Source organism: Actinophytocola sp., assembly GCF_045807065.1.
Taxonomy (GTDB): domain Bacteria; phylum Actinomycetota; class Actinomycetes; order Mycobacteriales; family Pseudonocardiaceae; genus Actinophytocola.
In genome coordinates, this window is the sequence record NZ_JBJMIE010000381.1 from 1 (window position 1) to 16,931 (window position 16,931).

The following is a 16,931-nucleotide window of genomic DNA, read 5'->3' on the forward strand; positions in this document are numbered from 1 at the left end:
CCGGTCCTGTTGCCCGGTGCGCGGATCGGCGCCGGCACGGGCGTCGTCCGGACGAGCACGCGCGTCGCGTCCGTCGAGGTCGTTCCCGGGACCACCACGTGGCTGCCCGAGACCGCCGTCGGGGCGTACTCCCCCGTCACCGCCCGGCACGTGGTCACCAAGCGGTTCAACCCCGCGCTGCCGGCGACCGTCGACATCCACTACCGCGAGACGTCGCCGAACTGCCGCGCGCTGGTCAACCGCACCACGGCCGTGGTGTTCCGCAACGCCGCCGGGGCCGTGGTCGGCGGCGGCCGGGCCGCCCCGGACGTGCCGATCGTGTTCCGCGACACCCACGGCAAGGACCTCGGCGGGGACTGGCGACGGCCCTCGTCACCGTCGTGCTCGCCAGGCGACCGTGAGACGTGGATCGTGCCACCCGCCGGACAGCCCGCGACGGCGGTCGACGCGCGGACGGAGACCTATCCGTACTGCGACCTGTCAGGGCCGGCCTAGGGGGACGGTAGGCGGGGCGCGGCCACATCGCCGGGGGGCGACGCGGGCCAGGAGTGCTGCTCCAGAGGGTTCCCACAGCGGGCCTGTCTCGATAAAGTCGTTGTGGGAGCGCTCCCAAATCCTCATGGAGGAGGAGGACATGTGGCAGTGACGCCTCGAACGATCGCCACGGCTGTGGCCGTCCTGGCCCTGACAGCTCTGAGCGTCACGGACGCCTCCGCCGCGACACCCGACGGGCCGTGCCCCGGGGGCCCCTTCGGCCCTCCGCTGCCCTCCCCGAACCCGGCCGCGACCAAGATCGCGGACGGGTTCAACTTCCTGGAGGGCCCGACCTGGGACGCCGCGACGCAGACCCTGTTGTTGTCCGACATGTACGACGGCACCGGCCCGCAGAACGTCCAGCCCGCCGACATCCTGCGGTTCACCCCCGCGACGGGCACGTTCACCACGTTCGTCGAGGACGCGGGCAGCAACGGGTTGGCGATCAGCCGGGACGGCACCTTCGTCGTCGCGGCAACCCATGACCAGCGCAGCGTGTCCTCGTACAACCTGGCGACCGGCCAGCGGACGACGATCGCGGCGAACTATCAGGGGCACCTGTTCAACTCACCCAACGATGTCACCGTCGCCGCGAACGGAACGGTCTACTTCACGGACCCGAACTTCCAGCGCGCGAACCGTCCGGATGAGATGTCCGGCAGGACCGGCGTCTTCCGCATCACGAACGGCGTCGTCGCCCTGATCGACGACACGATCCGCCAGCCGAACGGAATCGAGCTGTCGCCGGACGGCAGGACTCTTTACGTCGGCGGCAACGCCACGGGCAAGATCTACAAGTATCCCGTCAACGCGGACGGCAGCACCGGCCCTCGCAGCGACTTCGCGTCGCTCGGCGGCACCGACGGCGGCACGGTCGACTGCGCCGGAAACGTCTACCAGGCCACCTTCGACGACGGGAAGATCCACGTGTTCTCCCCGGCCGGTCAGTCCCTCGGCACGATCTCGGCCGGCCGCAACGCCACCAACGTCGCGTTCGGCGGCCCCGACCGGACCACCCTCTACATCACGTCGGGAACCCCGTCCAGCGGCGGCAACACCGGGAACTTCGGGCTTTACCGCATCCACCTGAACGTCCCCGGCTGGCCCTACTGAACCGCGGGGTCGGGCGTCGGCGGAGTGGAGCGTCAGGGTGGTGTCGCGGCGGCGGTCGCGGGTGCGGTGGCCAGGACGGCGGCCGCTGCGGTGGTGGCCAGGACCGCGGCCACCGCATAGGGCGCCCATCCGTCCCGGACCGTGTCGTGCAGGACCGCGACCCCGAGGACGGACGGTGCGATGACCTCGACGATCCACAGCACGGCGGTGACCGGGCCGACCTGCCCGTGCTGGAGCGCGTGGGTGTAGAGCAGCATCCCGGTCACCCCGAAACCGACCAGCCCCCAGGTGAGGGGGTCGGCGGCCAGCGCACCCAGGACGGCAGGCAGGTCCCCCGACAGCGGCAGCGCGCGGGCACACAGCGCCGCCCCACCGAACGCCAGACCAGCCAGGGCCGCGCTCGCACCGGGTGAACCGGCCCGCGCGGCGACCCATCCGCAGACCGCGACCACGACCGCCGCCGCGACCAGCCCGAACCGCACCGCGCCCGAGGGCTGTATCTGCTCCTGCGGACCCGCCGACAACGCCAGCACGGCAAGCGCGAGAACCGTGACGGCGACGGCGACACTGTCGCGGCGGCGGAGCCGGGCGGCCAGCACGACGCGGGCCCCCAGGACGGTGACCGCGAGGGAGCCCGCGAGGACGGCCTGGACCTGGTAGACCGCCAAGGTGCGCAGCGCCACGAGCGAGGCCAGCCAGGCCAGCCCGTCGCACCCGAGTCCGGCCAGGTACAGCGGCTGACGCAGGGTGTGCAGGGTGCCGGTGCTGCGTCGGGCGGCAAGGGCCTGACTCACCGAGGCGGCACCGTAGCCGACCGCCCCGACCACCGCGAACCCCAACGCCACCACGGGAGCGACGGTCACGACCGAGCACCCTGCGCCGGCGCCGGGTCGGTGGAGGGTGTCCCCCTGCCGGCGCGATCGGCGGCCCGCATAGCTGGGTCGTACATCGGCCGCAACCTCCCGACCTGGTAGATCGGCAACCAGACCGCGGCGGCACCGAGCACGTTGACCGGGCAACCATACCGGTGTCAGCCGACCAGTCGCTGGGCGACCACTCGCCCCTGCCGGGTCTGCGTTCGCTGTCATCGAGCACCGCCTGGTACGCGGCGCCCGCCGACTTCCCCGCGCCCGGGAATCGCCCGCATGGCCCCGTCGCCGGGGTGGGACGTGCCACCTCGGCGACAGTGTGCCGGTGTCATGCCGGGTCGGTCATGCGGTGACGTACCAGTAGTGGTGACAGCGCCATCAGCCGGACGTGATAGGGGTCCCAGCGGGACATGGCGAAATGCAGCACCGAACTGTTCGAGCTGTCGGGATGCAGGAACGCGCCGTAGAGGCCGGGGTACTCGGCGCCGTCGGCGGCGACCTCCCCGCTGGTCCACGGACCGGTCGGCCGCGGCGCGGTGCGCAGGACGATCGCGGCGCGGTGCTCGTCCAGGTGCAGGGCGATCCACTGCCTGATGACCGTGTTGTACTGCACCGAGAGCTCGCCGATCGGACCGGGCAGCACCGGGGCCGCGCGGTCGATGCCGCCCTGTTCCCAGGCGATGCCCGTCCAGTACTGGTAGGCGTTCGGTGAGCCGACCGCCCTCTCGCCGACCCGCGCGACGCGTGCGTCACCCAGCCGGCCGTTGGGGGTGCCGAACAGGTAGACCCAGCCGTCGGCACGGGCGAACGCCCCGAGCTGGAAACCCGTGCCGCCGCCCTGGTTGGGCCACCGCGCGGCGGGCGGCTTCACCCAGGTCTGCCCGCCGTCGTCGGAGTGGGCGAGGCCCGCGTAGTTGGTCGTCCACCTCCCGCCGGTGCCCCACGACCGCACCGACATGTAGTGCAGGTAGTCGCGGGACCCGGTGGCGATCGCCGCCGTGGGGATGACGCTCGCCTCCGACACGCCCGGGTCGTGGCCCAGCAGCTGTGCCGCGTGGCCGGGCCGGTCGGTGATCATCGAGTCGATGCTCAGGCCGTCGGTGAGGTCCGTGTCGGTCGAGAACGCGAGCGTGTTGAACCGCCAGTCCGCGGTCTCCGGGCCCGCGCCCTGGCCGCCCCAGCCGACGCCGTAGGTGTCGCCGAACGCGATGGCCACCCGGCCCCGGCTGTCCCGCCACATGATCCCCAGATCGGTGGCATGCACCGCGAAGCGCGTCGCGGTGTGGTTGATGTCGCCCTCGCCCTGTCCCGCGATGAGCGCCACCACTCGTGCCCGCGCCGCCATCGTCGTCTCCCTTCGTTCGCTGTTCTGCGTACTGGGCAAAGGGATGCCACGACGAGAACGCCCACTTGACGTGCGGGGCCCTTGATCATCGTGTCGATCGTCGGCTGTTCACCCGTGCTCGCTCGCCTCGCCATCGGCTGTGGCGACGTCGTCGAGCAGCCTGTCGGCGACATCCGCCAGCCGGGTGCCGGCAAGGCGTGCGGCTGCGGGGAGTGCGGCGTGCCAGGTGCGGGTGGTCAGCAGTTCGACGACCAGTCGGCGGGTCACGTCGGCGTCGGGGACCACGTCGGCGATCCGGGCCAGTGCCCGCGCCCGTTCCTGGGCGTCGGTGAGCTGCCGGACGAGTCGTTCCGCTCGGGTGTGCTCGCCCGCTTCCGCGATCGTGACCGCGATCTCCGTCCACGCCCATTCCCGCCAGTAGGCGTCGCGGAGCGTGTCCGCGGTCTCCTGGGCCTCGTCGTGGTCGCCGAGCGCCGCGAGGGCGTGGGCCAGCTTGGCGTGTGTCCCGTCGGCGTGGTCCGCGTCCTCGTGGTCGTCGAGCTGCTGCCGCGTCCGGTCGATGAGCTCGCGGGCACGATCCGCGTGCCCCGCGAGGGCCGCCGCGATCGCGACGTTGGCCGTCGCCGTGGCTCGCCAGTGCAGGTGGTCGCCGGTCGAGGCGGCCAGCCGGACCGCCTCGTCGTAGTCGCCCATGGCGGCGGCCTCCCTCGCGAGGAAGGCCTGCGTGGCGGTTCGCTCGAGTGACTCGTCCATGCGCTCGACCTCCTGCTCCGCGGCACGGCTGAGCTCTCGCGCGCGTGCCGGGTCGCCCGCCGCCGCGGTCGCGGTCGCCAGGCTGGCCAGGGACCGCGACCGGAGCGCGAGGTCGTCGATCTCGAGGGCGAGCCGTCCGGCGGTCACGAACCCGCCGCCGCCCGCGACCGCCACGACGAACAGCTCGAGGATCTCGGCACGTGCCGTCGGATCCGTGGCCGCCGCGATCCGCCGCACCTCGTCCGTGAGCCGTTCGGCCGTCGTGCGGTCTCCCGCCTTGCCGACGACCTCGATCAGGCCGGTCAGTGCGCTCACCCGGTAGCGCTCGCCGCCGATCCGACAGACGTGCGGTTCCGCCGCGGCGGCCACCCGCAGAGCGCGGACGCGGTCGCCCTGGTCCGCCAGGACGGCGGCGAGCGTGGTCAGCAGGGCGGCCAACCGCCCCGGGTCGACGATCTGCCGCGCGCGGCTCTCGGCCCTGTCGGCGAGCGCGTGGGCCCGGGCCCTGTCGCGGTCGGCCACGGCCGCGGCGACGACCACCGTGGCGAGGGCGTGGGCGGCGGGGGAACGGATCGCGTCGGCGAGCCGCTGGGCTCGGTCGACCTCGCCCGCGGCGGCCGTCGCCGCGGTGAGCCCGACCAGTGCCCCGTCCCGGGCGTTCGCCTCCGTGAGCTGGTCGATGCCTGCCTCGGCGTGGTCGAAGTCGTCCGCTGCCGCATGGGCCTCGATGACCGAGACCGCCGCGTCCGTCGGGGTCCACGCGCTCCTAACGAAGTCGCCCGTCCCGGCGCGGGCGTCCTCCTCGGCGACCTCGTCGGCCACCTGCTCCGCGATCGCGAGGAGCCGCCGCGTCCGGTCGTGGTCGCCAGCGGTGGCCGCCGCCCGGACGAGCCCGATCAGTGCCACGGCCTGCCGTTGCGGGTCCCAGATGGCGTCACGCAGCCGCTCCCCTCCTCCGGGATCGCCGGCGCGCGCGACCGCTCCGGCGAGGTCCGACAGCGGCACACCCCGGAACCAGGGTTGGGAGACCTCGTGCACGGCGTCCTCCGCGCTCGCCGCGAGCCTGCGCGCGCGGTCGCCGCCGACCGCGTCCATCAGCTCCGTCAGCAGGTGCACGCGGCGCCAGGGGTCGTCGATCTCCGCGATGAGGGCCTCGGCCCGGTCGTGGTCGCCGGTCAGCGTGGCGCACCTCGCTTCGGCGGCCCGCCGGTTCCGGGGGTCGCTGATAGCGGCCAGGAGCCGTGCGGGGTGCTTGCGGCGACCTGCCCTCGTCGCGGCCACCGCGAGCAGGGCGGTGGCGTGGTCGCGCAGCTCGGGATCCGGTACGCCCACCGCCTGGCGTTCGAGCTTGGCGACGAACCGTTTGCTGTCCGGTCCCCCGCGCGAGTAGGCGGCCTCCGCCATCTTCACGACCGCGTCCATCCGGAACTCCGGGTCGGTGATTCCGTTGGCCAGCGACATCGCGCGGGTCGGACGGTCGAGTGTCACCCACAGCGCCGGCAGTTCGGGCGGAATGTGCACGTTGCGTTCCGCGACGTCGTCGCGGGCCACGGCGAGCAGCAGGAGCGCGGGGAAGTCGGCACGCGTGGCGGCGAGGTCCGTCGCGGTGGCGATCTCGGCCAGGGCCAGGCCGTCGCCGCCGGTGACGTCGAGCATCCGGGTGTGCCGCGCGCGGTCGGTGGCCAGCGCCACCAGCCGGGGCAGGTCCGCGGTGGCGGCGAGCATCCTGGTGTACCCGCGAAGCAGGTACACCGAGGTGTTCACGGGCCACCGAAGGGCCTGTTGCTCGCCGGCCCACTCGTGGAGCCGGTCCCGGAAGCTCGCGAGGCGCGCGCCGTACTGGGCTTCGGCGATCTCTCGCAGGGTCTCGTGGCCGAACAGGTACACCTTCGCGGGAGCGTGATCCGGTCGGTGCCGTCGGACCAGGGAGCTGGGAGCGCGGGTGACGAGCGTTCGCCCGAGCCGGCCGTTGAACAGCGGGTCCAGCTCGTAGGGCGCCCTGTCGGTCAGGTGCTCGATGTCGGCTCTCGTGAGGCCGCCGCCGGAGGCGGTGATCAGGCCGAGCACGTGTTGCTGGAACGTCGACCCGTGCAGGGCGCGGCTCAACTCGCTCTTCGCCAGCCACTCGATGTCCCGCGCGTACCGGGACCCCGTCAGCGCGACGGGCCCGACGGTCCTCAGCGGGTGGTCGCCGGGCACGTCGTCCGGCAGCCCGGGATGTGGTCGGCTGGCCACCAGGACCCGTACCTCCGCCGGTGGCCGCGCCGGGAGCAGCGCGGCGATGCTCGGGCGGGCGGCGCCGTCGGCCGTGCTGGTGTCCTCGTCGAGCCCGTCGACGACCAGCAGCAGCCGCCGGTGTGCCTCGGCACCGCGTCGCGCGGCCAGCCGGAGCAGCCGGGTGAGGTGTCCCGGCCGGGCCCGGCTGCGCATGACCTCGTGCGGCTGTTCCCCGACGAGGGCGGCCAGCTGCTCGAGCAGTGCCTCGGTGAAGGCGTCGCTGTCGGACTGACCGGCGTAGCGGCTGGTGATGAAGAAGGACACCACGTCCACGCCGCGCGGCGGGTGCAGCGCGAACCAGGCGAGCAGTGCGGACTTGCCCGTCCACGGGCCGGCCTGCAGCCACCGGTACGGCTCCTCACCCGCGCAGAACCGCACCAGCTCCGCGACCTCCGCCTGCCGTTCGTACAGCTGCCGGGGCGCGATGTCGGCCAGCTGCTCGCGGTAGGCCGTGAGCGTGAGCTGGGACGCGCCGGCGGGGATGACGTCCGGAAGGGCGGCGCCGGCCGCCGGCAGCGTCGGGAGGACGTTCCGCAGCGCACGCAGGCCGTCGCCGTCGAGCCTGCCGACCGCGCGGTCCAGCCGTGCCGCCGCCAGCCGGGACAGCCCGTCACCGGGGTGGTGGCGGGCGACCACCCCCACGATCCGGTCCCCGACCCACACCGCGGCGCCGGACATGCCCTCCCACGGCGAGACCCCGGCCGAGGTCCCGGTCGCCGCGCCGGCCGGGCCCGCCGGCGGTTCGACGACCAGCTCGAGCGTGCCTTCCCGCCAGTTCGACAGGACGGCGACCGACCCCGTCACGTGCGCCGCGTCGCGGTACTTGGAGCGACCGTCACCACGGGCGGGAACGGTGCCGTCGTCGTTGCGCAGCTTCCAGCGGGGGAACCCGACCGACTGCACCTCCAGGACCGCTGCGCGGTCCCCGATCCCGCCGAACCTCGTCGGCTCGACCGGCCCCTCACCGGGCCGCGGCTCGATGTCCAGCACGGCCACGTCGGAGTCCGCGTCGGCCCACCGCACGGAGGCCGCCGAGCTCCACTCGCCGGGCAGGTCCGGCTCGAACCGCGCGGTGACGGACTCGGCGTCGTGGACCACATGAGCCGCGGTCAGGACGGCATCCGGGCCGATCCGGTAACCGGAACCCCGACGGCGGCTCCCCCCGGCCTCGGTCACGATCAGCTCCGCGACCCTGGCCCGGAGCGGCTCCGGTTCACCCCCCGGTGGCATCACCGCTCCCCGTGCTCCTCAGCGCCGGAGATCGTCGGAGGGCCCGGCTCACCGGGCCGTCGCGGGGCCAGCGTCAGCTTGATCCGCTGCGTGCTGCTCGACGCCAGCGCCGCGTCGGCACCCAGCTCGACCACCAGGAACCGCACCTTCGCCCCGGGTTTCACCTCCTTGCTCATGGCCACCGTCAGCTCCAGCTCCACCGGCCCCAGCTCGAACCTCAACTCGGCGCCGTCTCCCGCGCGCATCGCCTCGACCAGCTCAGCACGCAGCTGAGCGATCATCTCGGCGAGTTCCACAGCCATCGCAACACTCCACTCACAGGAACCGGCTCGTCCGGACGAGCTCCTCCGACATCACAGCCGATCCTGGTCCCTGATGTCGTCCGGTTGGGGAACTCGGGCCGGAAGCGGCGGCCCACGGTGGCCAGCAACGGGTCGCGTCCATCCTGCTCCACCGATGTGCCTGTCGCTCATGAGGTTGCGCCAACTGTCCGAACGAGGAGGATTGGCGGTGCCGGGATCCACGGAGCGGAGGTGGCGGGCGATGGCCGACGACTTCTTCGGCTTCGGGTCCAACCCACTGGAGGACCTTGTCGGCCGGTTGTTCGCCGGTCTCGGGTCCCCCGGCTCGGATACCCGTCGGGCCGACCGCTTCGGGCGTGATCTGACGGCCGCCGCCAGGGACGGGGCGTTGGATCCGGTGGTGGGTCGTGACGACGTGATCGACGAGATCGTCGAGGTGCTGTCGCGCCGCACCAAGAACAACCCCGTCCTGGTCGGGGACCCGGGCGTGGGCAAGACCGCGATCGTCGAGGGCATCGCGGCGCGGATCGCGAGCGGTGACGTGCCGCCGACGCTGAGCGCCCGCCGCCTGATCGCCGTCGACCTGGCGGCCATGCTCGCGGGCTCGAAGTACCGCGGGGAGTTCGAGGAACGGCTCCAGGGCGTCATCGACGAGGTCACCGCGACCAACCGGATGATCGTGCTGTTCATCGACGAACTGCACACCGTGATCGGCGCCGGCAGCGCCGAAGGGGCCGTGATGGACGCGGCGAACATCCTCAAGCCCGCGTTGACCAGCGGCCGGTTACAGGTCATCGGCGCCACCACGGTCGAGGACTACCAGCGACACGTCGCGAAGGACGCCGCGTTGGAGCGGCGGTTCCAGCCCGTGGTCGTGGACGAGCCCTCGGCGCAGGAGGCCGTGGCGATGCTCAAGGGCCTGCGCGCACGGTACGAGGACCACCACGTCGTCCGCATCACCGACGAGGCCGTGGTGGCGGCCGTGGAGCTGTCGGCGCGATATGTCACCGAGAGGTTCCTGCCGGACAAGGCGATCGACCTGATGGACCGGGCGAGCGCGCGGGCGCGGCTGCGGCAGAAGTCGGCGGCGCCGGACATCGTCGCACTCGAGGACAGGGTGCGCCGGCTGACACAGGAGAACGACGAAAGACGCGCCGAGGCGGTCGCGGAGCTGGCCACCGCCCGAGAAGCGCTGGCGACCGCACCGGAAGTAAGCGCGAACGACGTCGCGGAGGTCGTGTCCCGCAGCACGGGCATCCCGGTCGCGCAGCTCACCGAGAGCGAACGACACCGGCTGCTGCACCTCGAGGAACAGCTCCACCGGCGGATCGTCGGGCAGGACGAGGCGGTCGAGGCCGTGGCCGACGCCGTGCGGCGGAGCCGGGCGGGGCTCAAACACCCGCGGCGGCCCATCGGGTCGTTCCTGTTCCTCGGCCCGACCGGGGTGGGCAAGACGGAGGTCGCGCGGGCGCTCGCCGAGGCGCTCTACGGCTCGGCGGACCGGCTGATCCGGCTCGACATGAGCGAGTTCGCCCACGAACACACCGTGACCCGGCTGACCGGAGCACCACCCGGCTACGTCGGCTACGAGGAGGGCGGCCGGCTCACCAGCGCCGTTCGCCGCACCCCGTACTCGGTGGTGCTGCTCGACGAGATCGAGAAGGCCCACCCGGAGGTCTTCAACACCCTGCTCCAGGTGCTGGACGCCGGGCGGCTGACCGACGCGCACGGGCGCACCGCGGACTTCGCCAACACCGTGATCATCATGACGAGCAACCTCGGCGCCGACCAACTACTGGCCGCCGCGATCTCCGCCGTCCCGGTCGAACAGGTGCGCGACCCGTTGCTGGCAACGGTGGGCCGCCACTTCCGACCCGAGTTCCTCAACCGGCTCGACGAGATCATCCTGTTCCGCGGGCTGGACGCCGAGCAGCTGCGCCGGATCACCGCGCTGCTGCTGGAGGACACCCGCGAACGCCTGCGGGAGCAGGACATCACCCTGGAGGTGGACGAGCAGGCGCTGTCGTGGCTGGCCTCGTCCGGCTACGTCCCGGAGTACGGCGCCCGCCCGCTGCGCCGCACCATAGCCAGGGAGGTGGACCGCAGGCTCTCCCACGCGCTGCTGTCGGGTGAGCTGCGCGGCGGGTGGCACGTCACCATCGGCATCGAGAACGACGCACCGGTGCTGACCAGCACCGACCGGGGCGCCCAGGCTCCGGAGTAGTTCTCGAGGGCGTCGCGGCGACGAGTGGTCAGGATGGTGGTGAGGCCGAGCGGGTCGAACTCCTGTCGGTCGTCCGCGCACCGTCGAGTACGCCCACGAGTGCCGAGGCGATGAGGGCGACGGCCCGGTCGTCGTCGTGGGCCAACTGGCGCAGGACGTCTCGTGCGACGGTCGCCGGCATCTCGGCGAGTGCCTGGGCCAGGCGAATCCGCACCGGCGAGTCCGCGGCGTGCGCGGCGAGCTCGGCTACCAGCGCACTCATGATCCGGTCCGCGCACGCGGGGTCCGATGACAGTGTGCCGAGGACCTCGGCCGCCTCGACGTCGTTCGCGCCCTCGACCACCATGTCGACGAGCGTCGGCACGGCCGCGGTCGCGCCACGCGTACCCAGTGCGAGGGCGGCATGCCGGCGCACCGCCGTGTCCGAGTCCCCGAGTGCGTCCGCGAGCACCGCGGTCGCCTCGTCACCGGGCAGCTCGGCGAGCGCGAGGACCGCGCGCCGGCGGATGTCGACGTCTTGCGAGTACACACCGGACGCCACGCTCGCCACACCGTCACCACCCGCCCGCGCGAGGGCCCACCGCAGGGCGCCGGCGACGTTGGGATCGGACTCGGCGAGGACCGCCCCGGCCAGCAGCTCGGTGGGAACCGGCACGTCCTCGGTCGGGGCCAGGACGGTCTGCTGCCGGCGCGCGGCGCTGGGCGAGCTGAGCCCCTGCAGGAGCTGGACGATGCGCAGCACGTCCTGCCAGCCCAAGGGCGCCGAGGCATTCACCGCACGGAGCCGCTCGAGTAGCTCCTGCTCCCGCTCGAGTCGCTCTTCGGTCCGCCGGATGAGGCCGCCGACCAGCGCGGACGGCGCGAAGGCTGGGTCCTCCAGAGCCTGTCCGATCTGCCGCAGCGACATTCCGAGGGACCGCAGGCTCTCCACGTGGAAGATTCGCCGGATGTCCGCGTCGGAGTACTCGCGGTAACCACCCACGGTGCGGCCTGTCGGTCGGACCAGCCCGAGGCGGTCGTAGTGCCGGAGCATGCGGGTACTCACCCCCGAGCGGCGGGCCACCTCGCCGATCAGCACGCGGTTCCCCCGGCCCGCTCCGCGCCGAGCGTGACGATCCGTTGCGCCTCGTCGACGGCCAGGTCGAAACCCGCCTCCGGGTCGCGGAGGAGCCGCTTCGTGGCGCGGGCATGCGCACGCACCACGGGATCCTCGCTCGCCAGTGCTTTCCACAGGGCCGGTTCGATCACGTCGCCGAGCGCGGCGAGCGCCCGGCTCAGACTCAGTCGCACGTTCCGGTCGCCGCGACCGAGTTGTGCCGCCAGTTCCATGGCCAGCTCTTCCCGTTCCCCGGCCGGCACGAGGACGACGGCGGCGCGCCACGCGCTCCGGGCGACCTCGTCGTCGGCGTCGCGCAGCAGCGACCGCGTGATCGCGGGCGACACGCTCCCGTCCCCGATCTTGGACAGCGTGTGCAGTGCCTGGCTGCGCGCCTGAGGGCGCTCGGAAGCCAGCTCGGCGCGCAGCCTGGGCACCGTGATCTCCGCGGGCAGGCGGGTCAACGCCCAGGTCAGCATGTCGCGCACGAAGAAGTCCGGCTCGACGCCGCACCGGGCCACGAGCGCATCGACGAGACCGGGGTCGGGGTGCGTGCCAGCCGCCAGAACCGCCTGGAGCCGCGACGACGAGTTGCCGGCGCCCAACGCCTCCCTCAGGCGTGTGTCCTGTGGACTGCTGTGTGTCGTGTTGACGGGGACCACCTCCTCCTGCACCAGTGAAGACCTTGTCACCGTGTCAACGTCAAGTGCGGTCGACGGCGGATCGAGCGATTGCCCCAACTCCAGGCCGCGGGCAGACGAATTCCACAATCCATTCTCGATCATGTCTCGCGGCACTCGTGCACGACCCGATCGAGTCCCGAAAATTTCGGGCCGTCGACAGCGGACTATTGGTATCGAAACCGCATCACACGCGCCCTTGAACAGAGACTGAAACAGCCGTTAACGTAAGGCGCTCGAATCGAGAATGGCGGTCCGGTACCGAAACTTTCGCATTACAGGAACGGTGATGATCGGGATGAACTCACTGTCTCGCAGAACGTTTCTCGGGGGCCTCGGCGCCGGTGCGGCGATGGTCGCGCTCGGTGCGTGCGGCGGTGGCGAGGACAGCGGGGCGATCAGCTGGTGGCACATCCAGAACACGCCGCCGCTGCTCCCGATCTGGGAGGACCTGGCCAAGAAGTACCAGCAGCAGCACTCCGGCGTCACGTTCGACATCCAGCCGATCGAGAACGAGGCGTTCAAGGCGAGGCTGACCACGGTCACCCAGTCCGGTGACGCGCCGGACATCTTCCAGACCTGGGGCGGCGGCGTGCTGCGCCAGCAGATCGAGGCGGGGCTGGTCAAGGACATCACGGCCGACATCCGGTCGTGGCGCGACACGATCGTGCCCACCGCGTTCAATGCGTACGAGTTCGACGGGAAGACCTACGCGGTGCCCTACGACGTGGGCATGGTCGGCTTCTGGTACAACAGGACACTGTTCGGCAAGGCCGACATCACCACCCCGCCGGCCACCTGGGCCGAACTCCTCGACGCCGTGCGGGTGCTCAAGTCGGCCGGGGTCACGCCGATCGCGCTCGCCGGTGGCGCGAAGTGGCCGGGCCACTACTACTGGACCTACCTCGCCATGCGTGTCGCCGGCGTCGACGGGCTCAAGAAGGCCGAGGCCGACAAGGACTTCAGCGGTGCGGAGTTCGTGCGGGCCGGCACTCTGCTCAAGGAGCTCGTCGACCTGCAACCGTTCCAGAACGGGTTCCTCGGCGCCAAGTACGACGGCCCGGACGGTCAGGCGGCGGTCATGGGCAACGGTCAGGCCGCGATGGAGCTGATGGGGCAGTGGGGACCGACCCAGCAGCGTGAGCAGTCGGGCAAGGGGTTGGGTGACGACGTCGCGTTCTTCCCGTTCCCGTCCGTGGCAGGCGGCCGCGGCAGGACGAGCGACATCATGGGTGGTGGCGGCGGCTTCGCGGTCGGTCACGACGCGCCGCCGGAGGCCGTGGACTTCCTGAAGTTCCTGGTGTCGTTGAACAACCAGCGCAGGGAGGCGGCCACCGGCGCGCTCCTGCCCGTGACCAAGGGCGCCGAGGACGGCATCTCGGACGAGAACCAGAAGACCGTCGCGGCCACGGTGGCCGGGGCGACCGGGTTCCAGCTGTACCTGGACCAGGCGTACGCGCCGTCCGTCGGCCAGACCGTGAACGACAGCGTCGCCTCGCTGATCGCGGGGCAGATGAGCGCGGAGGACGTCGCGAAGGCCGTCACCGAGTCCGCGCAGAATGCTTAGCGCACAACAGGTCCGGCCACGGCCGCACCAGCGGGAGCCGGTATCGGACAGGCGGGCCCGCTCGTCGGGGAGCGGACGCCGGTTGTGGGCCATCGCGCTGTTCCTGCTGCCCGCGGTGGTGCTGTTCGGCCTGCTGGTGCTGGCACCGATCGTGATCGCCATGTACACCAGCACGTTCAAGTGGAACGGTCTCGGCGGGCCGCCGACCAACTTCGTCGGGCTGGCCAACTTCACCCGGTTGTTCGAAGATCCCGTGTTCCTGGGCGACCTGCGCCGCGGCCTGATCCTGATCGTGCTGACACTGGGAATCCAGCTGCCCCTCGCGCTCGGCATCGCACTGCTGCTCAACCAGCGCTTCCGCGGCAGGGCGGTGTTCCGGGTGCTGTTCTTCGCGCCGTTCGTGCTGTCCGAGGTGATCGCCGGCGTCCTGTTCACCATGGTCCTCTCCCCCAACCGGGGTCTGGCCAACCACCTGCTCGGCCTCCTCGGGCTGGCGGAGCTCGGCGGTACCTGGCTCGCCGACCCGAAGACCGTGCTGTACTCGCTGTTCTTCGTGATGACCTGGAAGTACTTCGGCTTCCACATGATCCTCTACCTGGCCGGCCGGCAGGCCATCCCGCCCGAGCTGCTCGAATCGGCCACAGTGGACGGTGCGACACCGTGGCAGGTCTTCCGCCACGTCACCCTCCCGCTGCTCGGCCCGACGATCCGCATCAGCGTGTTTCTCTCGGTCATCGGCACGATCCAGCTGTTCGACCTGGTGTGGGTGCTCACGAGGGGCGGCCCGGTGCACGGGTCGGAGACGATGGCGGTCACGATGTTCGACTTCGGCTATGTTCGCTCCGAGGTCGGCTACGGCACCGCCATCAGCGTCGTGATGTTCCTGATCAGCCTGGCGTTCGCGTTGGCGTACCAGCGGTTCGTGATGCGCCGTGACATCGAGGGAGCCGTGACCACCATGCAGGAGCGGCGATGACGAGACGGACCCCGGCACGCAGGCCGGCCACGACGCGGGCGGCGCCGCTTCTCGCGGTGGCCCGCTACGCGCTGGTGACCGTGATCGGGTTGTTCGTCCTGGTGCCGATCGCGTTCGGCGTGCTCGGCGGGTTCAAGGACAACGGCCAGCTGTCCACCAACCCGTTCGGCCTGCCGTCACCGTGGATCGTCGAGAACTACACCGGCATCCTCGCCTCTCCCCAGTTCTGGCGTCCACTGTGGAACAGCACGTTCATCACGATCGCCAGCACTGTCCTGGTGGTGGGCGTGGCCGCCATGGCGGCGTACGTGTTCGCCCGCTTCGCCTTCCGCGGCAGGGAACTGCTGGCCACCATGTTCGCCGTCGGCCTGATGTTCCCCTTCGCCGTCGCGATCCTGCCCCTGTACGTGCTGCTGCGTGAACTCGACCTGCTCGACAACCCACTCGGGGTGATCCTCCCCCAGGCCGCGTTCGGCCTGCCCGTGACGATCATCATCCTGCGGGCGTTCTTCCGGGCGGTCCCGGCGGAGCTGGAGGAGTCCGCGACACTCGACGGCTGCGGGCCGTTCGGCTTCTTCTGGCGCATCCTGCTGCCCATGGCCCGGCCGGCCCTCGCCACCGTGTCCGTCCTCGCCATCGTGGCCAGCTGGAACAACTTCATGCTGCCACTGATCGTGTTCAACGACCCCGACTCGTGGACCATCCCCGTCGGCGTCACCCAGTTCCACAGCCAGTACGGGGTCGACACGGCACGCGTGCTCGCTTACGTCTCCCTCGCCATGGTCCCGGCCCTCGCCTTCTACGCCGTCGCGGAACGCCACCTCGTCGGCGGCCTCGCCTCCGGCGCCACCAAGGGTTGAGGTTCACCAGCACTGACCGCCGTGACGACGTTGCCGCTTCTGCACCACCTGGTCTCTCCCAGGTCTAGAACATCGAACAGCGAAGACAACGGCACGCGACAAACAACGCATACTGTCAGGAACTCTTAGGACACCCGCCCGCGCCGGCGGCGGACGACGAGGGCCGCCGCCGCGGCCGCGGCTCCTGCCGCCAGCCACACCGGCCACGTCGGGGCGGACGGCGGTGCCGGGGCTTGGCGGGCGTGGACATCCTCCCTGCCGGGGAGTTGGTTGATGTCCGTCGCGCAGGCTTGGTTGATGTTGTTCGTCACCAGGCAGGCCTGTGCCGCGTAGCCCTTCGCGGTGGGGCGGGGGTCGCCGGCCACGAAGGTCGCCGACACCGTGACCTCGCCGCCCGGGGGGACGGTCGGGTGCCACGACGCGAGCCACGGCTCCAGTGTCTCGCCGCCGGGGCTGACCGTTCTGCCTGCCGCACCGACCGGGAGCGACAGTTCCAGATGGACGGTCGCGGGTTCGGCCCGGTTGCTGTTGTGCAGCGTCACCCGGTACTCGAGAGTGTCGCCCGACGACACGGTCGACACCCCGTCCGCCATGGTGATCGACACGTCGTCCGCGGTCGTCGGCAGCGCCATGGCCATCGACGCCAGTACCGGTACCAGCCAGCCGGTCACCGGGTCACCTCGTCGTCGTCGCGGCGGCGCCTGCGCAGCACCGGGATCAGGAAGAACGCGCCGCCCGCCGCCAGCAGGCCGAACGCGACCAGCAGGTACCAGAACACCGGTGAGCCCGTGCCGGCCAGGTCCGGCGCGTCCGGGTCGACCGGCGTGCGCACCGAGCACGGGCACGCGCTGTCCGCCGCGGTGATCGTGTTCCGCACCGTTCCGTCACCACTGGCCGGGTCGTGCACCTCGACCGAGTACACGATCGTGGCGGTCTGGCCGGCCGCTACCGGACCGGACCAGCTCAGCACCGGCACCTCGTAGGCCAGCGTGCCGGCGTTCGCCCGCGCGTCACCGGTGTACCGCGCGTCGTCGAGCACCTCGGACAGGTCGTCGGTCCAGCGGGCCGGGCCGAGGCCGCCGTCGCGGTAGTCGGCGGCGCCGAC

At 71.7% G+C, this 16,931-nt stretch carries 13 protein-coding genes and 1 pseudogene; 6 read left to right on the forward strand and 8 right to left on the reverse strand.

Annotation, left to right across the window (positions count from 1 at the left end; translation table 11 throughout):
* Both ACJ73U_RS22085 and ACJ73U_RS22090 read left to right on the forward strand, forming a co-directional pair.
* A pseudogene (locus ACJ73U_RS22085) lies at positions 1 to 495 on the forward strand (hypothetical protein); the annotation flags it as partial.
* Positions 496 to 642: 147 nt separating this feature from the next.
* The gene (locus ACJ73U_RS22090) at positions 643 to 1,647 is read left to right on the forward strand and encodes an SMP-30/gluconolactonase/LRE family protein (protein WP_407779581.1); all 1,005 of its coding nucleotides are present in this window, start codon (positions 643 to 645) and stop codon (positions 1,645 to 1,647) included.
* 32 nt (positions 1,648 to 1,679) lie between these two features.
* Here ACJ73U_RS22090 and ACJ73U_RS22095 read toward each other — a convergent pair whose 3' ends face one another.
* From ACJ73U_RS22095 to ACJ73U_RS22110, 4 genes are all read right to left on the reverse strand, one after another.
* A complete protein-coding gene (locus ACJ73U_RS22095; RefSeq protein ID WP_407779582.1) occupies positions 1,680 to 2,510 on the reverse strand; it encodes a hypothetical protein in 831 nt (276 codons plus the stop codon).
* 334 nt (positions 2,511 to 2,844) lie between these two features.
* The gene (locus ACJ73U_RS22100) at positions 2,845 to 3,861 is read right to left on the reverse strand and encodes a DUF4185 domain-containing protein (RefSeq protein ID WP_407779583.1); all 1,017 of its coding nucleotides are present in this window, start codon (positions 3,859 to 3,861) and stop codon (positions 2,845 to 2,847) included.
* 108 nt (positions 3,862 to 3,969) lie between these two features.
* Positions 3,970 to 8,121: a trypsin-like peptidase domain-containing protein gene (locus tag ACJ73U_RS22105; protein WP_407779584.1), complete on the reverse strand. Its 4,152-nt coding sequence runs from the start codon at positions 8,119 to 8,121 to the stop codon at positions 3,970 to 3,972.
* Complete coding sequence (locus ACJ73U_RS22110) at positions 8,121 to 8,423, reverse strand: trypco2 family protein (protein ID WP_407779585.1); 303 nt, start codon at positions 8,421 to 8,423, stop codon at positions 8,121 to 8,123. The genes ACJ73U_RS22105 and ACJ73U_RS22110 overlap by 1 nt, the downstream gene beginning before the upstream one ends.
* 208 nt (positions 8,424 to 8,631) lie before the next feature.
* On the opposite strand from ACJ73U_RS22110, the gene ACJ73U_RS22115 reads away from it, so the two are divergent.
* Positions 8,632 to 10,647, forward strand: coding sequence for an ATP-dependent Clp protease ATP-binding subunit (locus ACJ73U_RS22115; RefSeq protein ID WP_407779586.1), 2,016 nt, complete (start codon positions 8,632 to 8,634; stop codon positions 10,645 to 10,647).
* Between the two features lie 28 nt (positions 10,648 to 10,675).
* Here the strand turns inward: ACJ73U_RS22115 and ACJ73U_RS22120 are convergent, their stop codons facing one another.
* Positions 10,676 to 11,725: a MerR family transcriptional regulator gene (locus ACJ73U_RS22120; RefSeq protein ID WP_407779587.1), complete on the reverse strand. Its 1,050-nt coding sequence runs from the start codon at positions 11,723 to 11,725 to the stop codon at positions 10,676 to 10,678.
* Positions 11,719 to 12,405 carry a HEAT repeat domain-containing protein gene (locus tag ACJ73U_RS22125; RefSeq protein ID WP_407779593.1) on the reverse strand — a complete coding sequence of 229 codons (687 nt, stop codon included), beginning with the start codon at positions 12,403 to 12,405 and terminating at the stop codon, positions 11,719 to 11,721. Before ACJ73U_RS22125 ends, ACJ73U_RS22120 begins: the two co-directional genes overlap by 7 nt.
* A gap of 316 nt (positions 12,406 to 12,721) precedes the next feature.
* Here ACJ73U_RS22125 and ACJ73U_RS22130 point away from each other — a divergent pair, with 316 nt between their 5' ends.
* The 3 genes from ACJ73U_RS22130 to ACJ73U_RS22140 all read left to right on the forward strand — a co-directional run bounded on the left by ACJ73U_RS22130 (position 12,722) and on the right by ACJ73U_RS22140 (position 15,826).
* On the forward strand, positions 12,722 to 13,990 hold the full coding sequence (locus ACJ73U_RS22130) for a substrate-binding domain-containing protein (protein ID WP_407779588.1): 1,269 nt from the start codon (positions 12,722 to 12,724) through the stop codon (positions 13,988 to 13,990).
* A gap of 82 nt (positions 13,991 to 14,072) precedes the next feature.
* Complete coding sequence (locus tag ACJ73U_RS22135; protein ID WP_407779589.1) at positions 14,073 to 14,966, forward strand: carbohydrate ABC transporter permease; 894 nt, start codon at positions 14,073 to 14,075, stop codon at positions 14,964 to 14,966.
* A complete protein-coding gene (locus tag ACJ73U_RS22140) occupies positions 14,963 to 15,826 on the forward strand; it encodes a carbohydrate ABC transporter permease (protein ID WP_407779590.1) in 864 nt (287 codons plus the stop codon). The genes ACJ73U_RS22135 and ACJ73U_RS22140 overlap by 4 nt, the downstream gene beginning before the upstream one ends.
* A 125-nt stretch (positions 15,827 to 15,951) precedes the next feature.
* On the opposite strand, the gene ACJ73U_RS22145 is transcribed toward ACJ73U_RS22140, so the two are convergent.
* The gene (locus ACJ73U_RS22145; RefSeq protein ID WP_407779591.1) at positions 15,952 to 16,497 is read right to left on the reverse strand and encodes a hypothetical protein; all 546 of its coding nucleotides are present in this window, start codon (positions 16,495 to 16,497) and stop codon (positions 15,952 to 15,954) included.
* A partial coding sequence (locus ACJ73U_RS22150; RefSeq protein WP_407779592.1) for a hypothetical protein occupies positions 16,494 to 16,931 on the reverse strand: 438 nt, incomplete at its 5' end. The genes ACJ73U_RS22145 and ACJ73U_RS22150, both read right to left, overlap by 4 nt.